This is a genomic window from Amycolatopsis sp. NPDC057786, assembly GCF_042797905.1.
Taxonomy (GTDB): domain Bacteria; phylum Actinomycetota; class Actinomycetes; order Mycobacteriales; family Pseudonocardiaceae; genus Amycolatopsis.
Genome location: NZ_JBHVKW010000002.1, coordinates 153,285 through 176,839, shown reverse-complemented (window position 1 = coordinate 176,839; position 23,555 = coordinate 153,285). Strand labels below are relative to the sequence as shown.

At 69.0% G+C, this 23,555-nt stretch carries 20 protein-coding genes; 11 read left to right on the top strand and 9 right to left on the bottom strand.

From position 1 onward, the window contains the following. The first annotated feature begins 37 nt into the window (after positions 1-37). The 5 genes from ACFVM3_RS02515 to ACFVM3_RS02495 all read left to right on the top strand — a co-directional run bounded on the left by ACFVM3_RS02515 (position 38) and on the right by ACFVM3_RS02495 (position 7,185). Positions 38-2,257: a serine/threonine-protein kinase gene (locus tag ACFVM3_RS02515; RefSeq protein ID WP_378434858.1), complete on the top strand. Its 2,220-nt coding sequence runs from the start codon at positions 38-40 to the stop codon at positions 2,255-2,257. Further along, the gene (locus ACFVM3_RS02510; RefSeq protein WP_378434857.1) at positions 2,248-4,515 is read left to right on the top strand and encodes a serine/threonine-protein kinase; all 2,268 of its coding nucleotides are present in this window, start codon (positions 2,248-2,250) and stop codon (positions 4,513-4,515) included. Before ACFVM3_RS02515 ends, ACFVM3_RS02510 begins: the two co-directional genes overlap by 10 nt. Positions 4,516-4,865: 350 nt before the next feature. Next, positions 4,866-5,516 (top strand): hypothetical protein, encoded by a 651-nt coding sequence (locus ACFVM3_RS02505; protein WP_219146742.1) that lies wholly within the window; start codon positions 4,866-4,868, stop codon positions 5,514-5,516. Positions 5,517-5,535: 19 nt separating this feature from the next. After that, entirely contained in the window at positions 5,536-6,186 is a 651-nt protein-coding gene (locus ACFVM3_RS02500) for an NAD(P)H-binding protein (protein WP_378434855.1), read from the top strand. Between the two features lie 51 nt (positions 6,187-6,237). Then, positions 6,238-7,185 carry a ribose-phosphate diphosphokinase gene (locus ACFVM3_RS02495; RefSeq protein ID WP_378434853.1) on the top strand — a complete coding sequence of 316 codons (948 nt, stop codon included), beginning with the start codon at positions 6,238-6,240 and terminating at the stop codon, positions 7,183-7,185. Here the strand turns inward: ACFVM3_RS02495 and ACFVM3_RS02490 are convergent. Then, on the bottom strand, positions 7,182-8,486 hold the full coding sequence (locus ACFVM3_RS02490) for a D-arabinono-1,4-lactone oxidase (RefSeq protein WP_378434851.1): 1,305 nt from the start codon (positions 8,484-8,486) through the stop codon (positions 7,182-7,184). The genes ACFVM3_RS02495 and ACFVM3_RS02490 overlap by 4 nt on opposite strands. Positions 8,487-8,573: 87 nt before the next feature. Here ACFVM3_RS02490 and ACFVM3_RS02485 point away from each other — a divergent pair, with 87 nt between their 5' ends. Next, positions 8,574-9,758, top strand: coding sequence for an amino acid deaminase/aldolase (locus ACFVM3_RS02485; RefSeq protein ID WP_378434849.1), 1,185 nt, complete (start codon positions 8,574-8,576; stop codon positions 9,756-9,758). 579 nt (positions 9,759-10,337) lie between these two features. Here ACFVM3_RS02485 and ACFVM3_RS02480 read toward each other — a convergent pair. Continuing rightward, the gene (locus ACFVM3_RS02480) at positions 10,338-10,982 is read right to left on the bottom strand and encodes a TetR/AcrR family transcriptional regulator (protein WP_063276750.1); all 645 of its coding nucleotides are present in this window, start codon (positions 10,980-10,982) and stop codon (positions 10,338-10,340) included. A gap of 126 nt (positions 10,983-11,108) precedes the next feature. On the opposite strand from ACFVM3_RS02480, the gene ACFVM3_RS02475 reads away from it, so the two are divergent. Next, positions 11,109-12,428: a GH1 family beta-glucosidase gene (locus ACFVM3_RS02475; RefSeq protein ID WP_378434847.1), complete on the top strand. Its 1,320-nt coding sequence runs from the start codon at positions 11,109-11,111 to the stop codon at positions 12,426-12,428. Next, a complete protein-coding gene (locus ACFVM3_RS02470; protein WP_378434845.1) occupies positions 12,425-13,681 on the top strand; it encodes an MFS transporter in 1,257 nt (418 codons plus the stop codon). The genes ACFVM3_RS02475 and ACFVM3_RS02470 overlap by 4 nt, the downstream gene beginning before the upstream one ends. A gap of 311 nt (positions 13,682-13,992) precedes the next feature. Here the strand turns inward: ACFVM3_RS02470 and ACFVM3_RS02465 are convergent, their stop codons facing one another. Beyond that, positions 13,993-14,403, bottom strand: a complete 411-nt coding sequence (locus tag ACFVM3_RS02465) for a hypothetical protein (protein ID WP_378434844.1) — start codon at positions 14,401-14,403, stop codon at positions 13,993-13,995. A 13-nt stretch (positions 14,404-14,416) separates the two neighbouring features. Continuing rightward, positions 14,417-14,791 carry a hypothetical protein gene (locus tag ACFVM3_RS02460; protein ID WP_016330535.1) on the bottom strand — a complete coding sequence of 125 codons (375 nt, stop codon included), beginning with the start codon at positions 14,789-14,791 and terminating at the stop codon, positions 14,417-14,419. A gap of 319 nt (positions 14,792-15,110) precedes the next feature. Between ACFVM3_RS02460 and ACFVM3_RS02455 the strand changes: the two genes are divergently transcribed. Beyond that, on the top strand, positions 15,111-16,523 hold the full coding sequence (locus ACFVM3_RS02455; protein WP_378434842.1) for a helix-turn-helix domain-containing protein: 1,413 nt from the start codon (positions 15,111-15,113) through the stop codon (positions 16,521-16,523). After that, complete coding sequence (locus tag ACFVM3_RS02450) at positions 16,483-17,421, top strand: phosphotransferase family protein (RefSeq protein ID WP_378434840.1); 939 nt, start codon at positions 16,483-16,485, stop codon at positions 17,419-17,421. Before ACFVM3_RS02455 ends, ACFVM3_RS02450 begins: the two co-directional genes overlap by 41 nt. A gap of 211 nt (positions 17,422-17,632) precedes the next feature. Here ACFVM3_RS02450 and ACFVM3_RS02445 read toward each other — a convergent pair whose 3' ends face one another. Continuing rightward, the gene (locus ACFVM3_RS02445; RefSeq protein WP_378434839.1) at positions 17,633-19,642 is read right to left on the bottom strand and encodes a tetratricopeptide repeat protein; all 2,010 of its coding nucleotides are present in this window, start codon (positions 19,640-19,642) and stop codon (positions 17,633-17,635) included. A 278-nt stretch (positions 19,643-19,920) separates the two neighbouring features. Here ACFVM3_RS02445 and ACFVM3_RS02440 point away from each other — a divergent pair, with 278 nt between their 5' ends. Beyond that, entirely contained in the window at positions 19,921-20,487 is a 567-nt protein-coding gene (locus ACFVM3_RS02440; protein ID WP_378434837.1) for a dihydrofolate reductase family protein, read from the top strand. A 106-nt stretch (positions 20,488-20,593) separates the two neighbouring features. Here the strand turns inward: ACFVM3_RS02440 and ACFVM3_RS02435 are convergent, their stop codons facing one another. The 4 genes from ACFVM3_RS02435 to ACFVM3_RS02420 all read right to left on the bottom strand — a co-directional run bounded on the left by ACFVM3_RS02435 (position 20,594) and on the right by ACFVM3_RS02420 (position 23,520). Continuing rightward, positions 20,594-21,625, bottom strand: a complete 1,032-nt coding sequence (locus tag ACFVM3_RS02435) for a copper resistance D family protein (protein ID WP_378434835.1) — start codon at positions 21,623-21,625, stop codon at positions 20,594-20,596. Continuing rightward, positions 21,622-22,185 carry a copper resistance protein CopC gene (locus ACFVM3_RS02430; RefSeq protein WP_378434833.1) on the bottom strand — a complete coding sequence of 188 codons (564 nt, stop codon included), beginning with the start codon at positions 22,183-22,185 and terminating at the stop codon, positions 21,622-21,624. Before ACFVM3_RS02430 ends, ACFVM3_RS02435 begins: the two co-directional genes overlap by 4 nt. Then, the gene (locus ACFVM3_RS02425; protein WP_378434831.1) at positions 22,186-22,959 is read right to left on the bottom strand and encodes a YcnI family protein; all 774 of its coding nucleotides are present in this window, start codon (positions 22,957-22,959) and stop codon (positions 22,186-22,188) included. It abuts the gene before it with no gap. 69 nt (positions 22,960-23,028) lie between these two features. Further along, positions 23,029-23,520 carry a hypothetical protein gene (locus ACFVM3_RS02420; RefSeq protein ID WP_378434829.1) on the bottom strand — a complete coding sequence of 164 codons (492 nt, stop codon included), beginning with the start codon at positions 23,518-23,520 and terminating at the stop codon, positions 23,029-23,031. Between the last annotated feature and the right edge of the window lie 35 nt (positions 23,521-23,555).

Genomic DNA, 23,555 nt, shown 5'->3' with positions numbered 1-23,555 from the left:
CTCCAAGGGGACACGATCGGGAATCGCGGAGGAATCTGTGGACGACTGGGCCTTGCCGGGTTTCACCGAGCTGGGGTCGCTGGGCGAAGGCGGATTCGGCCGGGTCGTGCTGGCTCGTCACGACGAATCCGCGCAGGTCGTGGCCATCAAATACCTGTACGCACGGTTCGCGGCAGACCCGAAACGCCTGGCCGAGTTCCGCCATGAGGCACAGATCCTGAGTCGCGTTTCGGGGCCCCACATCGCCCGTCTGCACCAGTTCGTCGAGACCCCGCAAGGGGCCGCGATCATCATGGAAGCCGTTCACGGAATTTCCCTGAAAGAGATCCTCGGCCGCCAGGAGAAGCTCGAACCCGAAGCCGCGCTGGCCATCCTCAAGGGCTCGCTGCTCGGTCTCGCCGGCGCGCACGCCGCGGGCACCGTCCACCGCGACTACAAACCGGCCAACGTCCTGGTCACCCCGGAGGGGCAGAGCAAGCTCGTCGACTTCGGTATCGCCGTGCTCGCCGGACAGACCGGGGCCGCCGCGGGCACGCCCGCGTACATGGCGCCCGAGCAGTGGGCGGGCGCCATCGCGACGCCCGCGACGGACGTCTACGCCGCGACCTGCGTGTTCTTCCAGTGCGTCGCCGGGCACCGGCCGTACGAGGCCGAGCAGGTCGAAGTGCTCCGCACGCTGCACGAATACGCCCCGATCCCGTTCGGCGAGGTGCCCGAACCGGTCCGCGACCTCATCGCGCGCGGCATGGCGAAGGACGTCACCCAGCGGCCGTCGGGCGCGGCCGAGTTCGTCACCGAACTGGAGGCGTCCGCCAGGAAGGCGTACGGCGAGGACTGGGAGCGCAACGGCCGGCACTGGCTCGCCAAGGGCGCCGGGGTCCTGGTCGCCCTCTCCCCGCTGGCCCTGCTCGGCGCCGGGACGGCCGCGGCACCGGTCGTCGCGGGCGGAGCGGCGGCCACGGGCGGCGGGATCGCGATCGGTCTCAAGGTGACCGCGGCGATCGCGGCCGTCACCGCGGCCGCCGTCGGCACGGTCGTCGTGGTCAACGCCGACGGTGACGAAGCGCCGCCTCAGACGACGACCGTCGCCGCGATGAAGGTCGACCTCCTCACCCGCACCGAGAAACTCGACGGCTTCGACTACAACGGCAAGTACGTCCGGATCAGCGGGTTGAAGGACAAGGCCGCCGAAGAACGGGTCAACAAGGCACTGATGGCGCCGATCGACGGCTGGCTCGCGGGCTTTTGGCCCGACGGCTACCCGCCCCAGCGGGAACCCGACGGCGACATCCCGCATATGAAGTCCGAAGCCGAGATCCTGCGCCAGGACGACAAGCTGCTCTCGGTCGTCTACAAACGCTCGATCGACTCCGTCCAGTTCGGCAACCACGGCGGGTTCAGCATCCGCCCCATCGTCATCGACCTGACGAAGGGCGAGCCGATCCCCACCGCGCGGCTCTTCGACAACGTCGACGGCGCCGCCGACCGGATGCGCATGCTCGAAGACCTGCTCTTCGACGCCGCCAGGCCCGGTGACTGCCTCGCCGCCGCGCCGAGCGAACCCGAGCACCTGCCGGTCGGCGCGATGTCGGATCCGTGGTCCGTCACCGGCGACGCCGTGCTGCAGGCGGCACCGACCGCGAACGGGATGACGTTCTACGTCTACGGATCCGTGCTCGGCTACCCCCGTGTCTGCGACCCGACCCAGGTCACCGTCGAATACCGCCACCTCCGCCACCTGCTGAGCCCGGAGGTCGTGAACCTGCTCGGCGGCACGCAGGGACAGGGCACCAAAGTGCACGACGTCGGCGCCTTCACCCTCACCACGCCGGAAAAGTGGTCACTGCTCTCCGGCGCCCCCATCGAGCGGTACCTGGTGACCGCCGATCAGTGCGCGGGCGGCGGGACGCAGCCCGCCCAGTGCGCGAGCGTCGTCTTCAGCGACAACTCGCGGGCCGCCCCGGCCACCCCGCCGTATGAACCGGGCAAGCCGTACAACCGCTCGACCGGCCCGCGTCCGTGTCATTCCATCGGCGTACCCGGGGAGACCCAGGGGGCACCCGTCCTCCAGCGGCAGGAACTTCGCCCGGTCGGGACGAAGAGGGCCGCCTACGAAGAGTGGCGGCTCACGTGTTCCGGGCACACTGGCACGGTCACCCAACGGGTCTGGTTCCTGCCGAAAACGCAGCTCGTCATCGTCGACGAATGGAACACTCCAGGCCTCGACAAGATTCTGGAAGAGGCACAGTGGAACTGACTGACGAGTGGAGACTGCCCGGCTTCACCGAGCTGGAGCAGCTGGGCACGGGCACCTTCGGCCGCGTGGTGCTCGCACGCCAGGACACCACCGGCCACCTCGTCGCGATCAAGTACCTCTTCTCCCGCTTCGCCGCGGATCCCGCGCACATGGCCGCGTTCCGGCAGGAAGCGCTGGCGCTACACCGGGTGTCGAGCCCGCACGTCGTGAAACTGCACGAGTTCTTCGAGACGCCGCAGGGCGCGGCGATCGTCATGGAGGCGATCAACGGCGTCTCCCTGCGGTCGGTGCTCCAGGCCGAAGGCGCTCTCGAACCCGAGGCCGCCCTCGCGGTACTGAAGGGTTCGCTGCTCGGCCTGGCCGCGGCGCATTCCGCCCACGTCGTCCACCGGGACTACAAACCGGCCAACGTCCTCGTCGCCGACACCGGTGAAAGCAAGCTGGTCGACTTCGGCACGGCCGTCCTGGCGGGGGAACGCGGCCCGTCCGTCGGCACACCCGCGTACATGGCGCCCGAGCAGTGGTCGGGCGGGCAGGCCACGCCCGCGACCGACGTCTACGCCGCGACCTGCGTGTTCTTCCAGTGCGTCGCCGGGCACCGGCCGTATCAGGCCGACGACACCGAAGTACTCCGCACGCTGCACGAACACGCGCCCATCCCGTTCGGCGAAGTCCCCCAGCCGGTGCACGAGATCGTCGCGCTGGGGATGGCGAAGGACCCGTCGAAACGACCGGTCGACGCGCTCATGTTCGTCAGCGAACTGGAACGCGTCGCCCGCGCGGGCTACGGCGACGAATGGGAGCGCAAGGGCTGGTCACGGCTGGCGAAGGCGGCGGGTGTGTTCGCCGCGGCGACGCCGTTGGTCCTGCTCAGCGCCGGTACGGCGGCCGCGCCAGGGGTCGCCGCCGCCGGGACGGGCGCGGCGGCCGCGTCGACCGGCGGGATCGCGGCCGGACTGAAGATCGCCATCGGCGTCGTCGCGGCGACGGCCGCCGTGGTCGGCTCGGTGGTCGTCTTCTCCGACGCGAGCACGCCGCCGGAGTCCCCGCCGACCACGCAGCAGGCCGTCGCGCTCAAGGTCGCCATGAAGACCCGGTCCGGGACCGTGCCCGGGACGAACATCGCCTACAGCGGAGATCACCCCGAGGTGACGGGGTCGACCGACCAGGCCTGGCTGAAGCGCGTCAACGACGCACTGACGGCGCCGATTGACGAGTGGAACCGCAAAACCGGCCCGGGCGCCGCCAAACTGGAGCCGGAACGCGGCCCATACAAGCTCCTCACGAAGGCCGAAGTGCGCTCGCAGAACGAGCGGTACCTCTCGGTGCGCTACACGCACGACCTCGAGAACAAACCGCATTCGACCTGGGGAAACGGTCGTGCCGCGGTGACCATCGACCTGAAAGAGGGCAAGGCGCTCACTCCCGCCGAGCTGTTCGCCCCCGGAAAGTTCACCGACGACGGCCTGCGGACCCTCGCCGAACTCCTCTGGCCAGACAAGCAGCAGTGCGGTGCGGTCACCAGCACCTTCCCGTACCAGCCCCTCAAGACGGCCGACCTCGCCGAAGAGCCGAAGATGTGGCTCGCGTTCACCCCGGAGGTCGTCGAGGTGACCGTCGACCTCAACTTGCTCGGCTTCGCCACCGCCTGCGGCGTCCAGGACTACACGCTGCCGTACGACAAGCTGGGCGGTCTCCTGAACCCGGAGCTCATCGCCGGCGTGACCGGCGGAAAGCCGCTTAAGGGGACTTCGTCCGCCCCGCCCGCGCAGGGCGTCACCGACGTCTCGGCGGGCGCGCTGACGCTGCATCTGCCGCAGGGCTGGTCCGTGGTCTCGCAGGGGCTGGAGAAGGTGCTCGTCGACCCGGGCTGCCCGGACCCCAAGAAGTACTTCAACTGCAAGTACGTCCTGCTCACGGACAACACTCAGCAGTCGGCCGAACAGCCGCCGTACCGGCCCGGCGAGGCCTATCGGCGCAGCGCGGGCGGCCGGGCCTGCAACGCCGCCGGGCGAAAGGACCTGCGCCAAGAGGGTGACGCCGTGCGGACGGTTTCCACCACCGCACCGGTGGGCGGGACGTCGGCGACCTACGAGGAGTGGACGATCCAGTGTGTTCCTCGTGGACAGACGGGGGGAAGCGGCGAGACGCAAGTGACCCAGCGGATCTGGTTCGTTGCGGACAGGCAAATCGTGGTGATGGACGAGTGGCGGACCCCGGGCGTCGAAGAACTCCTGCGCACCGCGACGATCTCGTGACCTGACCTGCGAAGGTCCAAAGTGGAATGAGTATTCACTGGGCCGAATGGCCTAACGTTTTACTTCCCTTGCCGCGCCGGTGTTCGGTGGCGATCAGTCCGTACTCGTGACCGTTCGGAGACGCCGGGTGACACCACTCACCTCTCCCTCACTCGGTTGGCGGCACGTCGGACTGAAGTCCGATGACCGCCTACCGACCGGTCACCGATGACAAGGCGCCGCCGATCGCAGCCACTCCCGTTGTCCGGCGCCGTCGCCTCCCCGCCCTGTTAGACAGGTGAGGTGCCGCTTCCACCGAGGTGGCACGGGATGAAGAGCCCTAGGGAAACCAGGTTCGAAGGAGGCGGAACGTGGCGGCTACACCGAACATGGAGAGCTCGACGGTCGCCGGTGGCGCGAAGCGCAGCCGGTCACTGCCGAGCCGGGTGGTGCCGCCGATCGAACTGCCCGCGAGCGTCGGGGAGCTTTCGCGCAAGGCGGCGGCCCTGCTCGGCTGGAACGGCATCGTCTTGCCGGAGACCACCGTGCTCGGCCGCAAGATCTGCGTGGTCGCCCGGCTCCGTACCGACGTGCACGCCGAGCGCATCGCGATGGGCATGGGTCCCGTCGTCGATCGCGCCACCGTCGACACCTGGACATGGCCAGAGCTGGCCGCGACCGCACCCGCGCCGGCCGCCGAGATCATCGGCGTCCTCGCGGTCGCCCGGCACTGGCGCACCGCGATGGCCTCCGCGGTTCCGTTCGCACGTTACGGCGAGGCCGCGATGGTTCTCCCATCGCCTGCCGTACTGACGGAAGACTACGTCGGCAATTGCCTGCCGCGTGCCCGCGCCTACGGGCTCGGCATCGTCACCGCCGACCCCAACGCGGTCGCCGACCTCGACCTCGAGGGCCACGGCGAGCGCATGATCCTCGACGAGGACCCCGTCTCGCGCCTGGTCAACGAGATCGTCTACGACCAGCTGCTGCGCGAAACCGAGCTCCCTGCCGAAGTGGACTGAACGCGCTACCGTCGGGCGTATGCGAGTCGTCATTGCGGGTGGACACGGACAGATCGCGCTGAAGCTGGAGAAACTCCTGGCCGAGCGCGGTGATCAAGCGGTGGGGATCGTGCGCAATCCCGATCACGTCGCCGACCTGGAAGCGGCTGGCGCCGAAGCCGTCGTCCTCGACCTGGAAAAGTCCGATGTGGACGCCGTCGCCAAGGTGCTCGACGGTGCCGACGCCGCCGTTTTCGCGGCGGGCGCCGGGCCGGGCAGCGGCACCGCTCGCAAGGACACTGTGGACAGAGCCGCCGCGGAACTCTTCGCGGCGGCCTCCGAGCGCGCGGGCGTGCGGCGGCACATCCAGGTCGGCTCCATGGGCGCCGACAAATGGGAGACCGCGGACGTACCGGACGATTTCCGGATCTATCTCAAGGCCAAGAAAGCGGCCGAAGACGATCTGCGCGCCCGCGATCTCGACTGGACGATCGTCCGGCCGGGACAGCTCACCAACGACGAGGGCACCGGCAAGATCCTGATCGCCGAAGCCACCGGACGCGGGCCCATTCCCCGCCAGGACGTCGCCGCGATCCTCGTCGCGCTGCTCGACACCCCGTCGACGGCGGGCCGCGTCCTCGAAGCGATCTCGGGTGATACTGCTATCTCTCAGGCCTTTTCCGCTCTGTGAAACTCTAGTGTGTGGACGTAATCCGTCTTTTGACTGAACGGAGTAGGTCCCTTGCGCGAGGACATCGCGGTCTTCAGCGGCAGCGCACATCCCGAGCTCGCCGAAGAGATCTGCGCCCATCTCGGCGTTCCCCTGCATCCCGTGAAGGTGCAGCGGTTCGCCAACGACTGTCTCGAAGTCCAGCTCGAAGCGAACTGCCGTGAGCGTGACGTCTTCCTGATCCAGCCGCTGGTGCGGCCGGTGCAGGAACATCTCGTCGAGCTGCTGCTGATGCTGGACGCCGCGCGGGGCGCGTCGGCCAAGCGGATCACCGTCGTCATGCCGCACTACTCGTACGCCCGCTCGGACAAGAAGGACGCCCCGCGGATCTCGATCGGCGGCCGTCTCGTCGCCGACCTGATGGCGACCGCCGGCGCCGACCGGGTGCTCGCGATGACGCTGCATTCGCCGCAGGTGCACGGCTTCTTCAGCGTCCCGGTCGATCACCTGCACGCGTTGCAGGAGCTGGCGAAGTACTTCCGCCAGTACGACCTCTCCGCGACCACCGTCGTTTCGCCGGATCTCGGCAACGCCAAGGAAGCCGCGCATTTCGCCCGGCTGCTCGGCGTCCAGGTCGCCGCCGGCGCGAAGCAGCGCTTCGCTGACGACAGGGTCGAGATCAGCTCGGTGATCGGTGAGGTCGCCGGCCGCGACGTGATCGTCCTCGACGACGAGATCGCCAAGGGCAGCACGGTGATCGAGCTGCTCTCCAAACTGCGCGAGCTGAAACCGCGCTCGATCCGCGTCGCCTGCACGCACGGTCTGTTCTCCAGCGGCGCGCTCGACCGGATCGGCAGTCAGCCCGACGTGCTGGAGGTCGTCTGCACGAACACGGTGCCGATCCCGCCGGAGGAGCAGAGCCCGAAGCTGCGGGTCCTGTCGATCGCGCCCGCGCTGGCGGAGGCGATGCGCCGGATCCACAACGGCGAGTCGGTCAGCGCGCTGTTCGAAACGGCTTAAGCGGTGCCGAGTACCCGGTCGAGGTAGGTGTTCGTGAAGACCCCGGCCGGGTCCACCTCCTTGCGGACGCGCAGGAAGTCGTCGAAGCGCGGGTACCGCGAGCGCAGTGTGGCGGCGTCGAGGTCGTGCATCTTGCCCCAATGCGGGCGGCCGCCGACCTCGCCGGCGATCGACGCGAATCCGGCGAAGTACTCGCGGTAGGGCATGCCGACGAACTGGTGGATCGCGATGTAGGCGGAGTCGCGGCCGTTCGCGGTCGAAAGCCAGATGTCGTCCGCGGCGGCGACGCGCACCTCGACCGGGAACGCGACCGGGTTCTCCAGCTTCGGGACGAACCTGCGGAGCTCGGAGAAGACGTCGTGCAGCGCTTCGCGGGGGATCGCGAACTCCGACTCGACGAACCGCACGCCGCGATGGGTCACGAAGACGCGATGCGAAGTGTCGCTGTACTCGCGGGCGGAGAGGATGTTCGAGGCGAACCGGCCGAGTGGCCGCACGAGTTTCGGCACCGCGCGGCCGAGACGGCACAGGCCGCCGAACGCGATGTTCTCCGTGACCTCGTAGTCGACGAATTCCTTCAGCTTGGTCAGCGGACGGCGTTCGCTGCCCGCCGGAAGCCGGTTGTTGCGCTTGACCAGGGCGTTCTTGCCGTAGGGGAACCAGTAGAACTCGAAGTGGTCGTTCTCGTCGGCGAACCGGTCGAAACCTTCGAGGACCTGTTCGAGTGGTTCCGGCCGCTCCTGAGCGGAGAGCAGGAACGAAGGTTCACACTGCAGGGTGACGGTGCTGATGACGCCGAGCGCGCCGAGCCCGACCCTCGCCGCGGCGAAGAGATCGGGGCGCTCGTCCGCCGAACAGGTGACCACGGTGCCGTCGGCGAGCACGAGTTCGAGTGCGGCGATCTGGGTGGCGATGCCGCCGAGCCGGGCGCCGGTGCCGTGGGTACCGGTGGAGATCGCGCCCGCGACGGTCTGCGCGTCGATGTCGCCGAGGTTGGTCATGGCAAGGCCCAGCGCGTCGAGTTCGGCGTTGAGCTGCTTGAGCGTGGTGCCCGAACGGACCGTGACCAGGCCTTTCGCGACGTCGGCCGACGCGATGCCGGTCCAGCCCGTCAGATCCATGGCGTCCGAGTTCGCGGCGGCGATCGCGGTGAAGGAGTGGCCGCTGCCCAGCGGGCGCAGGCGCCTTCCATCCGCGGCGGACCGGGTGATCGCGTCGGCGATCGCGGCCGTGTCCCGCGGCCGATGCACCCGCAGCGGCGACGCCGTCGCGGTGCCGGCCCAGTTGCTCCACCGTGTCATGCGCCCACCTAACTCTCGTCTGTGAGTGCCGAAACAGTAAGTGAATAGTATTCGCGTTTCAAGCCCTTCTGTCGTACCTTAGTTCGGGTGACCAGTGCGACGGTGTACGACTTGGCGACGAAGGACCTGGATCCTCCGTTCGCGGTTGTCGACTTGGATGCGTTCGACGCGAACGGCGCCGACCTGCTGCGGCGGGCGAACGGCAAACCGATCCGCGTGGTCAGCAAATCCGTGCGCTGCCGCTATCTGCTCGAACGGGTCCTCGCGCGGCCCGGTTTCGAAGGTCTCATGTGCTACTCGCTCGCCGAAGCCGTCTGGCATGTCGAGCAGGGGACGTCCGAGGACATCGTGGTGGCGTACCCGACCGCCGACCACGGCGCGCTCCGGCGGCTGGCGGCGAACGACCGGGCGCGGGCGGCGATCTCGATCATGGTCGACTCGCCCGAACATCTCGATCTGGTCGACGCGGCGCTGGGGCAGGGGCATCCCGAAATCCGCGTCTGCCTGGAGCTCGACGCTTCCTGGCGGCCGCTGCCCGGGGTGCACGTCGGCACCCGGCGCTCGCCGGTGTTCAGCCCGAGACAGGCCGCGGATCTGGCGCGGACCATCTTGTCCCGCAAGGGTTTCCGGCTCGTCGGGATGATGGCGTACGAAGGTCAGATCGCCGGGCTCGGCGATGCGGCGGGCGGCGGCGTCAAGAACTCGCTCATCGGCTGGATGCAGCGAAAGTCCATTGTGGAAATCGCGAAACGCCGCGCGGCCGCGGTTCGCGCGGTGCGGGCCCTGGCGGATCTGGAGTTCGTCAACGGGGGTGGGAGCGGCAGCGTCGAATCGACCGGCGCCGAAGCTGCCGTCACCGAGATCGCCGCGGGCTCGGGCCTGATCGGGCCGACCCTCTTCGACGGCTATGCGCACTTCTCGCCGCGCCCGGCCGCGATGTTCGCGCTGCCCGTCGTCCGACGCCCGGCACCGAAGGTCGCGACACTGTTCTCCGGCGGCTACATCGCTTCGGGCCCCGCCGAGTCTTCGCGGCTCCCGACGCCTTACCTACCCGAAGGGCTCTCGCTGCTCGGATTCGAAGGCGCCGGCGAAGTCCAGACTCCCGTTTCCGGTGAGGCCGCCCGGCACCTGCGGCTGGGCGACCGCGTCTGGCTGCGCCACGCGAAGGCGGGCGAACTCGCCGAACGCTTCACGCACTACCACGTCGTCGTCGGCGACCGCGTCGACCGAACCGTCCCCACCTACCGAGGCGAAGCCCAAAACTTCGGCTGATCCGCGCGACCCCACCCCCCACCCATCCCTGGGGGGCGCGCCCCGCACCAGCGTATCGGGAGGGGGTGTCGGGGGCGGCGGTTCCGAGGGGTGAGGGGCGAGGTTGTCCACAACTGTGGGTGGGTGTGGACAGGTTGTGTGGATAACTGGATAAGGCCAGGTCAGTGGCCCTGTCGGCGGGGTTCCTGGGGGGTGTGTGACTGGTGGGACTGGGGATCCGGGCATCGGTGGACACGAATGGAGCAAAGAGGGATCCACCGGTGACGCGAAGGTGCCCTTTGGGACGTTGAGCGTCTCAAAGGGCACCTTCGCGACGTCCGGGCAGCGCCGCGAAGTGTCTACAGTGGACTGACGTGGGCTGAAGGCGCCCTTCGCCGCATCGGACGCGGCGAAAGCGTCCTTCAGCGCCAGGCGGCGGAACCGAGCGAGCCGGGCGGGCGAGCCGGGCGAGTGGGCCGGGCGGGCGAGCCGGGCGGGCGAGCCGGGCGAGTGGGCCGGGCGGGCGAGCCGGGCGAGTGGGCCGGGCGGGCGAGCCGGGCGAGTGAGCCGGCGGGCGAGCCGGGCGAACCGAAGGAACCCTCAGGCCTCGCCGAACTTGCTCGCCAAGTACCCCTTCACCACCGACTTCGCCTCCGCCACGATCCGCTCGTCACCCCGCGGGTCCCGCCGGAAGGCCAGCTTCAGCAAAGCGTCGGCCGTCTCGTTCGCGATCGTCAGCGCGAACCGGATGTCGTCCGGCGGCGACTGGATCCGCGCGGCGAGCACGTCGGTGAGCGCGTCGACGATGACGGCGTTGTTGTCGCGGGTCTCGTCCAGGAGCTGCCGGTCCACGACGTCACCGAAGTGGACCTTCGAGAAGCCGGGAACTTCGCGGTGCATCGCGAGGTAGATGTCGAGGATCGAGTCCACGACGTCCCACCAGTGTTCGGGCGCGAGTTCGTTCAGCGTTTCCGATACCGAGGCGACGAACCGTTCGAGGTTCCGCTGCGTCAGCGCCTGCACCACGGCCCGCTTGTCGGGGAAGAACTGGTACAGCGAACCGACGGCCACGCCGGCGCGCTTGGCGATCAGCGTGGTCGTCAACGCGTCGTAACCGAGTTCGTCGATCAGCTGGGCGCTGGCGTCGAGCATCTGCTCCACCCGCTTGGCGCTGCGCTGCTGAACGGGCTGCCGCCGGAGCGGAGTCGTCTCCGCTTGCGGTTTCGCGGCCTGGATGTCGGACACTCGGGCTCCTCCTTCGCTGATCTGCGACTTTATCGTGCCGACAGGGTTCCCCCCGGTCGAGTGAAGGCATAGTATCTGAGAACTTTTCATGTTCGGCCGTGTCTGAAGAGGAAAGGTGTGCCGCCGGTGGAGAATCCGACCTTCCCGTCCGAATTCCTGTGGGGTGTTTCGACCTCCGCCTTCCAGATCGAGGGGGCGACCGGGGAAGGCGGCCGAGGACAGTCCATTTGGGACACTTTCACCGAAACGGAGGGAAAGATCGCACGGGCTGAGCACGCCAAAGTAGCCGCCGATCACTTCCACCGCTACTCCGAGGACATCGCGCTGATGGCCGAACTCGGCGTCGGTGCCTACCGGATGTCCTTCGCCTGGCCCAGGATCCAGCCCGACGGCAGCGGCAAACCCAACGCCGAAGGCCTTGCCTTCTATGACGAATTGCTCGACGAAGTCTGTGTCGCCGGCATCGCGCCCGTCGGGACGCTGTTCCACTGGGACCTCCCGCAGGCACTCGAAGACAAAGGCGGCTGGCTCTCCCGTGATACCGCCGAGCGCTTCGCGGAGTACGCCGCCATCGTGGGCGAACGGTTCTCCGATCGGGTGAAAATGTGGATCCCGCTCAACGAGCCCATGGTCATGTCGATCTTCGGCTACGCGATCGGCGAGTACGCGCCAGGCAAAACGCTTCTGCTCGACGCCTTGCCCACCGCGCACTACCAGAATCTCGCGCACGGTCTCGCCGTTCAGGCCCTCCGCGCCGCCGGCGCCCGCAATGTCGGCACGGCCAACAATCATTCGCCGATCTGGCCCGCCTCCGAATCGCCGGAGGACAAGGCCGCGGGCGAATGGATCGACGCTCTCATCAACCGCACCTACGCGGATCCGGTGCTCCTCGGTCGATATCCCGAACAAATCGTCGAACATCTCCCGGCGGGCTTCGCCGACGATCTGCCCACCATCGCGCAGCCGCTCGACTTCTACGGAGTGAATTACTACGAGCCGCAGGGCGTCGCCGCGCCCGGCGAAGGAAACCCACTGCCCTTCGAGCTTCGCGCGATCGAGGGATATCCCATGACCACCAACGATTCGCCGATCGTCCCGCACGGGCTGCGCGATCTTCTCGTCGGTTTCCACGACCGCTACCGCGAGCACCTCCCGCCGGTCTACATCACCGAGAACGGGTGCAGTTTCGACGACGTCGTCGGCGAAGACGGGCGCGTCCACGACCAGGAGCGCATCGACTTCCTCGACAGCCACCTCGTCGCGGTGCGCGAGGCGATGGACGCCGGTGTCGACATCCGCGGGTACTTCGTCTGGTCGCTGATGGACAACTTCGAATGGTCGAAGGGCTACCAGCCGCGCTTCGGCCTGGTGCACATCGACTACGAGACGCAGAAGCGCACGCCGAAGGACTCCTTCGGCTGGTACCGAGATCTGATCCGGCCATGAGTGAGGTCCGGGACCTGCCCGAGGCGCTCGCGGAACCGGTCGCCAGGGTCCGCGCGGGCTGGATGAGCCTGCTGTTCTTCGCGAACATCGCGCTCTGGCTCGGCGTTTACGCGCCCATCCAGGTCCTGCTGCCGAAACAGGCCGAGCTGCTGGACGCGGCCAACAAGGAAGCGGTGTTCAGTCTGGTCACCGGGATCGGCGCGGTCGTCGCGCTGATCGCCAACCCGGCCGTCGGCCTGCTCTCGGACCGCACCTGCTCGGCCCGCGGCCGCCGTCATCCGTGGACGGCTGCCGGGGCGGCGGTCGCCGCGGTGGGGCTGCTCGTCCTCGCGTTCGCGCCGAACGTCCCGGTCATGGTGCTCGGCTGGTGCCTGGTCCAGGCGGGGCTGAACGGGATGCTCGCGATGCTGGTCTCGGCCATTGCCGACCGGGTGCCCGTGCCCCAGCGCGCGCAGGTCGGCGGGCTCGTCGGCATCGCCCAGATGCTCGGGACCGTGCTCGGCGCGGTGGTGGTCGTGGTGCTGCTCGACCTCGCCGGTCTCCCGCTGGGATACGCGGCGTGCGCGGCCATCGTGCTGGCGGGCGCGGCGGCGTTCGTCCTGCGTACGCCGGACGCGCGGCTGCCGGTCGCGTACCGGCCGTCCGCCCGGACGCGCGACGTGCTGGCGAACCTGTGGATCTCCCCGCGCAGGCATCCGGACTTCGCCTGGGCGTGGGGCTGTCACTTCATGATCGGGCTCGGCAACGCCTTCGGGACGCTCTATCTGCTGTTCTTCCTGAAGGACGCGGTGCACCACGAAGATCCGGACACCGGCCTGCTGATCATGATGGGGCTGTACGGCGCCGCGCTCGTCGTCGGCGCGCTCGTCGCCGGGCATTTCTCCGACAAATCGGGACGCCGCAAGCCGTACGTCCTCGCGGCGGCCGCGGTGATGGCGATCGCGGCGTCGCTGCTCGTCGTCTGGCAGAACTGGACGGCCGCACTGGCGGCGTCGCCGTTGCTGGGTATCGGTTTCGGCGCGTACATGGCCGTCGCGCTGGCGATGCTCACCCAGGTGCTCCCCGCCGCGCAGGACCGGGCGAAGGACCTCGGGGTCATCAACATCGCGAACTCACTGCCGCAGGTGGTGGCACCGATGCTGACCGCGCCGATTTTGGCCTATCTGGGCGGATATCCGAGCCTCTTCGCGGCTTCGGCGCTGTCCACCATCATCGCCGCGGTGCTGGTCACGCGGGTGAAGGGCGTCCGCTAGGAAATTGGAGACCGCGGACCGGTGCCGGTCGGGGGAGGGGAGTGCAACGGCACCGGCCCGCGGGGTTCGGGGGATGGCAGCGCGCTCCGGGGCAGGTATCGCGCTGCGTTTGTGATCATCAACCTAGCGACCGATTACTGCCTTCGCTAGGTGTTCTGCCGATAATTTTCGATTAATCGCGGTGGGGACCGGAGTGATTACCGAGAGCGGCTCGTCACGTTCGGGGGTACGCGCGAACCGCCGCCGGCGAAGGCGAGATCGTGGCGTGGTTGCCGAGGGGGCGCTCGGACCGCCGTTCACTCGCCGGTCTTTCAAGCTGTGATGGGACGACGCGGGTTGACCAGTGCGTGCCTGCCGGTGGTTTCGGCCGCGCTCACCCTGCTCTGCCCCGGGACGCGGCGGCGGCTTTCGCGCCGGCGGTCCTGGGTGGCCGCGGTCTGCTGGGGGGCGAGACCCCCGGCGACCAGGTGCTCGTGCGCGACCTGCCATACCGAGCAGGGGGCCTTGCACTTGTGCCACCGGGTCGAGCAGGTGGGGCAGTCCCCGCGCTCGTCGGGCTCGTGCGCCAGGAGCATCGCGCGCCAGCCTTCGGTCAGGCGGGGGAGCTCCGAGCGGGCGACCGAGACGAGCGATTGCGCGTCGGCCCGGTTCGCGAGATCGGAGAGCATGTCGAGGCGTTCCCAAACCGCGTTGCGGAGAACTTGCCCTAGGACCTGATCCACGGAGAACTCACCGTTACCTTTCCGCCATCTTGGCGGCTTCGTTGAGCGCTGCCCTGAGCTGGCCGAGCTGGCCGGACGTCAGGCGCGCGGTCTCTCCCGGCGGCGAGACGAGAACCACCTGGTTGTCTTCGACGAACACGGTGACGGCGCGTTCACGGCTGATGAGATCGCCGCACTGCACCCGCCAGACCAGCTGTCCGCCTTCGTAACGGCGCACACTCGCGGTACGAGGGTCGACCGGGGCGGAAGGGGAGACCGGACGGTTGGCGCCGGGGGCGACGGCGACCGTCTGCTGACCGGCGGGGCCGGCCGCACGCAGGTGGCGCGTGGCCATACCGGGCCGTCCCGCGGTGATGGAGCCTGTTGCGATCGAGTCCACGAACTCCACTGGCTCTTCTCCGCTCTCTCGTTCCACGTCGTCTTCGTATCCGCGTGTCCGCACCCTTGCGGGGGTTCGGAGACTTGGTAGCTCTCTGTGATCGCTGCCGGTGGCCGGTCGGTCACGGAGATCTGACAACTACAGTGATGTGAAACCGAGTGCGATAGAAGGTCGAACCGCCGTCATAGCGGTGACCGGACGAGGTTTCACGGTAAGCGGTCAAACGACTTCTGCCGGGCCGATCACGACGGGCGATCCGGTGTTTCGCACGGTTGAATAGGTGTGCCTACGCTGTTTCTCGACCCCAACGGAACTGTGAGGGGGCGCAATGGACGCCAGTATCGGTGGCGGCGCTGTCGCCGGCTCGGACGCTTCGGGCGGTTCGGGTCGCCAGAGTCACCCCGTGCCGCCGGATGCCTGGGAGCAGCCGGAGATGCGAGCCGCACTGGCCACACGGGAGATCTCCTCCGTGTACCGGCTGTTGCGCAAGCACGGTGTTTCGCAGCGTCAGATCGCCGCGATGACCGGCCAGTCGCAGTCCGAGGTGTCCGAGATCCTCAAGGGTCGCCAGGTGATGGCGTACGACGTGCTCACCCGCATCGCTGACGGCCTTGGTGTCCCCAGGGGATACATGGGTCTCGCCTATGACGAGGCGACAGCGATAAAGGTCGTCGGTGCTGCCGACGGCCAGCAGGCGGAGGAGGACGAGTCCGTGAAGCGACGGAGGTTCCTCGCGCACGCCGCCCAGGTCACGATGGGTGCGGCGGTGTTCGGTCCGGAATCGGGTACGTGGTCGGCGGGACCCGCGAAGACGCCTGCCCCCGGGCGGATCGGCATGACGGACGTCCGCCAGGTGGAAGCCGCGACCAGAGCCCTCCGGTCCCTCGACTACCAGTACGGCGGCGGTTTCTGCCGCGACGCCGTGGTCGCCCAGCTGTCCTGGGGGCAGCAGATGCTCGAGTCCACCGGCACCGAGCCGGTCAAGAACCGGCTGTACGTCGCCCTCGCCGACCTGCACAGCCTGGCCGGCTGGACCTCCTTCGACACCGGCCTCATGGATTCCGCGCGTGGCCATTTCGCGAACGCGCTGGACCTCGCCAAACAGGGCGACAGTCATCCTCTGGTGGCCAACGTGCTGTACCGGATGGGCCGGGTCTACCTGCACAACGACGCTCCGAACGACGCGCTGAAACTGTTCCAGCTCGGCCAGATCGCCGCCCAGGAATCGGGCTCCGAGCTGGCGGTCGCCGTGCTCTGCGCCAACGAGGCGTGGGCCTACGCGATGATGGGCAACGAGGAGCAGGCCACGAAGCTGCTCGGCCGGAGCAAGGACGAGTTCGCCCGCGCCGATCTGGCGGAGGCGGAGTCCTGGGTCAAGTTCTTCACCGAGACCGACGTCTACGCCATGATCGGCACCGTGCACACCGTGCTCGCCGAGAAGAACGCCGAGCACACCAAGTACGCGATCCCGGCGCTGACCAAGGCCGTCGAGGCCTACACCGACGACATGGCCCGCAGCAAGACGTTCATGCTCAGCGCCTTGGCGACGAACCACCTGCTCGAAGGCGATCTCGACCACGGCGCGAAGGTGGGTTCGAAGGCCATCGACTGCGCCGAGGGCATCAAATCGGAGCGGGTGAAGGACCGGATGCGACCACTGCAGGTCGAGGCGGAACGCCGCCGGAACAACGCCGACGCCCGTGACCTCGCCGACCGCCTCAACTCGTTCTACGCCGCCTGAGCCGACCGGCCCGGGCGGCCGGTTCACGCCCGCCATCCTGCGCGACGCCCTCGGGCGGACGTGCGATCTGCTGGGTGTGGACCCCGAAGGCGCCCGCCTGCTGAGATTCACCAACAACGCCGTCTACGAGCTGGCGAGCGCGCCGTTCGTCGTCCGGATCGTCGGGTCCACCCGGCTGCGGCACCGCGTCGGCACGGTCGTGCGGGTCGCGCGGCATTTCGAACGGCACGACGTGCCTGCCATCCGCCTCGTTCCCGGCATCGACCAGCCCTTGCCGGTCGGCGGTCATCTCGTGACCGTCTGGTGGAAGGTGCCGGTGACCGGCCGGAAGGCGAAGGCGGCCGACCTCGCCGCGCTGCTGCGCCGGGTCCACGCGCTCGAACCGCCGGAGGGGCTCGCCGAATGGGCGCCGTTCGCCGCGGTCCGCGCCAGGGTTTCGGATGCGGAGGAGCTGGCCGACGGCGACCGGCGGTTCCTGCTCGAACGCTGTGCCGAGCTCGAAGCCGCGCTCGCGGACCTCGACTTCCCCCTGCCCCGTGGCCTCGTCCACGGGGACGCGCACACCGGGAACGTGATCCCCGGGCCGGACGGGCCCGTGCTGTGCGATTTCGATTCGTCCTGTGTCGGGCCGCCGGAATGGGATCTGACGCCGCTCGCCGTCGGCCGTGAACGGTTCGGTGATCCACCCGCCCGCTATCGCGTGTTCGCCCGGCGATACGGATTCGACGTGACCACCTGGTCCGGGTTCTCGGTACTGCGCGCCATCCGTGAACTGAAGCTCACGACGAGTGTTCTCCCGATTCTCCGCAGTCATCCCAGCGTGCGGGATGAACTGCGGAAACGGTTGAACGATCTTCGGAACGGACGCACCGGGGCGCGCTGGAACCGGTATCGGTGACTCACCCTGGAAAGGCATCTGCACGTGCATTCGCCGACGGCGAATGACCGTTCGTCGCTTGTCCGAATTCGTCGATCAATCGGTGACGAATTCGGCAGGGCTAATCACTTCTCCCGGCCCAATGCTCCCCCGAATGTGCAACTTGCAACTACGCTGCGTCATTCGGAACGGTGAGTTCACCCGGTCGCCGGGTACCGATCGGGCCGCCGGGTCAGAGTTGCTCCAGCCGCGTGCGCAGAGCGTCAGCCTCCGGGCGTCCGAGGCCCACGAGGATGGGCAACGCACGGTCGTAGAACCGCCTCGCTTCCTCGGGGTTCCCTTCCGCCTCGGCGACCTCGCCGAAGGCGGCCAGCGCCCTGGCGACCTCGAACCGCGACCCGCTGGCCTCCATGGTGGCGAGCGACGCTTCGAGTTCGGTCCGCGCGGCCGCGAGATCCCCGGCCGCGGTGAGGGCACGGCCGAGTTCGGTCCGGGCGCGGGCCACGTTGTACGGATCGGCGGCCAGTACCTCGCGGGCGCGGGTGAGGTGCTCGATCGCGGGCTCCGGCCGCCCGGCCTTGAGCTGGGTCGAGCCGAGGTTGATCAGCGCGAGCCCGACGTCGTGCGTGCGGGACTGGCGTTCGCTCAGCCGATGGTCCTCGGTGAACCACTTCACCGCGTCTTCGAGCCTGCCCCGCGCCAGCGCGACCAGGCCGAGCCCTTCCACCGACCGGATCTCGACGACCTCGTCCCCGGCCTTCCGCGCGGCTTCGCGGCCGGCCTCGTAATGCGCGACGGCCTCGTCGTACCGGCCGCTACCGCGGCAGGCGGCGCCACTGCGGTTGTGCATCAGGGCCTCGGCGGAGGCGTTGCCCCACGCCCGCGCGCACCGCACGCCCGCCTGGCTCACCTTCAGGAAGTCCGGATAGTGCTTGCGTAGCAGGAAGAGCGGCCACATCGCGGCGGCGAGCTGCCAGCCGAGTTCCGGCAGCTGCCACGTTTCGGCGGTCTCGACGGCGGCGATGAGGTTCTCGCGTTCCCGTTCGAGCCAGGCGAGTTCCTCGTCGGCGGACTCGAACGAGACCGGCGACGGCGGCCGGTATTCGTACCGGTACGGGATCGGGTCCTGGTCGGGGACCGTCATCGCGGTGGTCTTGGAAGCCGTGTGCAGGTACCACTCGAGCATGCGGCGCACCGCGATGTCGCGGTCGTATTCGTTGCCCGCCGTCTTCTCCTTGGCGTGCAGCCGCGCGAGGTCGTGGAAGGTGTAGCGGTCGTCGCCGCGGTCGATCAGCAGGCCGACGTCGACGAGCTGGTCCAGCAGGTCTTCGGCGACCTCCTCGCGGACTGCGATCGACGCCGCGGCCACGCCGACGCCGAAGTCGGGTCCGGGATGCAGGCCGAGTGCCGCGTACAGCGCGGCCGCGTCCGAGGGGAGTTCGTCGTAGGAGAGGTTGAAGCTGGCTTCCACCGATTGCGCCTCTTTCGTCGAGAGCGTGGCCAGTCGACGATATTCCTTCCCCAGCTCGGTGGCGATCTTCTCCAGCGACATCTTCGGCCGTCCGGCGAGTTTGGCGCTGACCGTGGTGAGGGCGATCGGGAGACCGCCGCACAGCTCGGCGATGGCCCGCGCCTGCGCGGCTTCGGCGCCGACCCGATCCGCGCCGACCGCGCGGCCAAGCAGCTCGGCACTGTGCGCGGAACCGAAAGGGGCCAGCTCGATCAGCCGCGCGCGATGTTCGGTCTGGAGCCTGCCCAGACGGCGCCTCGACGTCACGATCACGAGGCTTCCGCCGCCGGCGGGCAACAGCGGCAGCACCTGTTCGGTCGATCCCGCGTTGTCGAGCAGCACGAGCAACGGCCGCTCGGCGGTCGTCGTGCGGTAGAGGGCGATGAGTTCCTCGACGTCCGCCGGCAGCCCTTCCGGCGGAACGCCCAAAGCGCGGAGGAACCGGCCGAGCGCTTCGCTCGCGGAGAGCGGGCCATTGGCGCTGAAGCCGCCGAGATCCGCCCAGAGGTGCCCGTCCGGGAACCGATCGCCCAGGTGCCGGGCCCACGCGGTGGCCAGCGCCGTCTTCCCGATCCCGCCTTGACCGCTGATCAGGTGCACCGCCGGTCCGTCGATGTCGTCCTCGGCGAGGAGGTTTTCGAGCAACGCGAGCTCGGCCGCGCGATTGGTGAAATGCGCGGGTGCGGGCGGGAGCTGACGCGGCCCCGAACTCACCTGTCTGGTGAGCTTCACCGCCGATCGCTGGCGCGGTACCTGTGGCGTGCTGACTTCACTTTCACCCGGCAACGGGCCGCCCATCTACCTTCCCCTCTTCGGGTTAACCCCAGCGAACGCGTAGAGCATCCCGGCGCGGGTCCGGCGAGGACAGCGAAATCGGTCAAATGCGGCCGGATGGAGCAAGGGGTGTAACAGCTCGCGAAAAGTCGCGCCGGTGATGTCGAGACCGGCTCGACGGCTTCGTCCCCGGGGCGGACGCGGCCGGAGTGGCCGCGCGAACCGGAGGGACGGACATGCGCAAACTCATCGTCCAGCAGTGGGTCACCGTCGACAACTTCGCCGCGGAGGAGGACGGCGGCCTGAGCTTCGTGTCGGGAGAGCCCTTCTCCGAGAAGACCGAGCCCGCGTTCAAGGCGAGCGTGATGGGGCTCGTCGATTCGGTCGACACGATGATCCTCGGCGCGAACACCTACGCCATGTCCAAGGACTACTGGCCCCACGCCGAAGAACAGGGCGAGTACGGCGAGAAACTCAACAACCTCACCAAGTTCGTCGCCTCGTCCAAACTGGAGGACGCCCCGTGGGGCGGCTTCCCCGCCGCGACCGTGACGCGCGACCCGGCCGCCACCGTCCGCGAGCTCAAGGACCAGAGCGGCAAGGACCTGTGGCTGTGGGGGAGTTTGACCCTGATGCGGTCGCTGCTGGACGCGGGCCTCGTCGACGAGGTCCGGATGATGGTCTGCCCGGTGGCGCTCGGCAAGGGGACGCGGGTGTTCGAGGATCGGCGGGACCTGAAGCCGATCGAGGCCACCGCGTTCCAGAACGGCGTCGTGCTCCTGCGGTACGCGGTGGAGAACTGAGGGGTTGGAGCGCGCGCCCCGGTGTTCATGTCGCGAAAGCCACTTTCGGGACACCAGACGTCCCGAAAGTGGCTTTCGCGACACGCCACAGCTCAGGTCACTACGCCTAGGTCGTCGGCACGACCGGGGCTCGCGTGAGGACGACGGCGAAGCCGAACGCGAGCCCCATCACGGTCAGTTCCAGCGTCGCCCACGCGGCCAGCGCCGTCCGGTTGTGCCGCACGATCCGCGGCATCAGCTTCCACCGCGTGTACGCGCCGAGGCCCGCGATCACGCCGGTGCACAACAGCTTCAGCAGCACCAATTGCCCGTACGGCGTGGTGAAGACGCCTTCCCAGAAACCGAGCGAGGGGTTCAGTGAGATCTCGATCAGCCCGTTGAACAGCCCGGTCGCCGCGCCGAGGATCAGGCACAGCGTCGCGAGTTTGGAGAACCGCGGCAGGGCGTGCGCCAGCAGGGTCCGGTTCCCGACGAGCAGCACCGCCATCGCGCCGAGCCCGCCGGTCCAGGCGACGGCGCTCATCACGTGCAGTTCCATCGAGATCATCGTGTAGTCGTGGTAGTTCCAGTTCGAGGCGTGCCCGGTGACCGGCAGCGGCAGCAGCGCGAACAGGCCGAGCCCGACGCGGACCTCGGCGGGCACCTTCTCACCGTGTTTCAGGGCGAGGACGCCTAGCCCCGCGTGCAGCAGGGCCAGCACCGCCACGATCAGCAGTGCCTTCCCGGCGCCGACGTCGGCGATGTAACTGCCGACGTCCGACATCGACAGCGTGCTGGAACCAGGGCGGTATTCGGCGGTCTGCAGGATCAGCGCGACGAGCGCGGTGGTCGCCCAGACCAGCGCGGCCGCGACGCTCGCGGGCCGCGCGATCCGCATGATCGGCTCGGAGAGCTTCGGCCGGTCGTAGCCGACCAGCACCGAAAGCAGCGCCAGCCCGATCGTGGCGACCGCCGAGATGTCCAGCAGCACCCGCACGATCGGGATCGAGACCGAGACCACCTCGCTGACCTGCGCGACCCCGGGGACCGGGGCGGTGGCCGTCAGCGCGACACCGATCAGGGCGCCGACGATGCCCGCCGTCACCACGCAGAACAGGACGGCGAGGCGGGCACGCGAGGTGGTCTCGGCCTGGGTCATGAGCCGCTCTTCTCCTTGTCACCCGCGCCGGTGCGCAGCGCGACGGTCAGTCCGACGGCGAGCAGCACGACGGCGCCCGCGATCCACACCCAGATCGGCACGCCGGACGTGCCTTCGCCGCCGGTCGCCGGGGTGGTCTCGGCCTGGCCCGCGTTGCTGCGCGCGGCGTCGGCGCTCGCCGGGGTCCCGGTGCCCGCGGCGGTGAGCGTGAACGGCACCTCACCGGTCACGGCGTGCCCGTCCGCGGACAGGATCCGGTAGCCGATCTTGTACTCGCCCGCCGGGCCGAGCGGCCGCAGCGGCACGGTCACGACGCTGTCGCGGACCTCGACCTGGCCTTCGGCCCACTGGCCGCCGCCCGGTCCGATGACCGCGATCTGGTTGACGTTCGCGTTCTGCACGTACTGGTCGAACGTGAGCGTGATCTTCGCGGGCCCGGCGGCGATCGAAGCGCCCTTCGCCGGGTCCGAGGAGATCAGGACGTTGTGCGCCAGCGCCGGGGTGGCGGTGGCGAGCCACGCCACCCCGGTGATCGCCAGCGCGACGATCGCTTTACGCATCTACTTGGTTCCCTCGGTGTTGCTCTTGCCGGACACGGCGGTGGCGCGGCGGGCGCGCAGGGTGGCACCGGCGCCGACGCCGAGGCCGAGCGCGCCGACGACCAGGCCGGCGCCGCCGAGCCAGCGGGCGGTGTTGTCGGAAGAGGAGGACGAAGCGTGGGATTCCTCGGAGGCCTTCGCGTCGGTGCCGTGGCCGCCACCGTGCCCGTCACCGCTCTTCTCGGCGAGCTTCACGACCGGCGCGGGGTGCTCCGGCTCCTCGCCGGAGGCCGGGGTCGGCTGGTCCCAGTTGACGACCTTGCCGTTCTCGTACGTCTGGGCGGCCGGGAACTCCAGCTTGTCGACGGTGGCCGGGAACTGGCCCGCGCTGATCTGGAACTCCTGGAACTCGGTCGAACCGGCGGCGATCTTGGTGCCGGGTTCCGCGGTCCAGGAGACCTTGGTGACGGCTTCGGTGATCTGCGTACCGGACGCGGTGGTCACCGGGCTGGGCAGCTTGGACTTGACGACCTCGGCCTTCCAGCCGGGCATCGGCCGGGTGCGCACCGAACCGAGGGCGTATTCGGGCTTGATGGTGATCTCGACCTTGACCGTGCCTGCGTCTTTCTCCTCGTTGGGGACGCGGAAGAAGATCGACCCGTAGCCGCCCTTTTCGGGCTGAGGGCCGTAGACGTTGGCGCTGACGTGGGCCGAGGCGACCCCGGCCGAGAGCAGGCCGGTGATCCCGACGGTGGCGGCCAGGAAACCGGCGCGCTTGAAGACGTGCTTGGACACGAAGAACTCCTGAACGTGATTGAGACGGCGGGTTCGGGGACCGCGCCGATTACGGGGATGAGCTGGGGTTCAGGAGTACAGCGGCGGGCCGCGCCTGCCGTGGACGCGGCGGAGGTCCACCCGGACGAGGTGCCCGGGTCCGGCCGGACGGGCGAGCACCGGGGCCGCCACCGCGGCGGGCACCGGGAGCGCGTTGAGGATGAACGGGACCAGCGCGCGCAGGCAGGAGAGGACGCCGAGCAGCAGCCCGTCGGCCTTGGCCAGCAGCACCGCGGTGATCAGCGTGGCGACGACGTGCGCGACGGTCATCGCGAGGCCGCCCGAGATCGGGGCCGGTCGGTCATGCGCGAGCTCGTGCGTGCTCAGCGAACTGAGCACGAGGTGCATCACGACCTGACCGGCGCCGAGGTCGACGATGGTGGCCAGCGGCCCGCGCGCCTTCGCGGCGAGCGCGGCGGCGTTCCAGCCGATCAGCACGGTGAGCAACAGCGTCATCGCCGTATCGGGGAGATCGCCGTCCCCGATCAGGTGGGCGGTCACGGCCAGCGCCGCGGAGCTCACGCCGAGCAAGCCACCACGCACAGCGCGTAACGCGC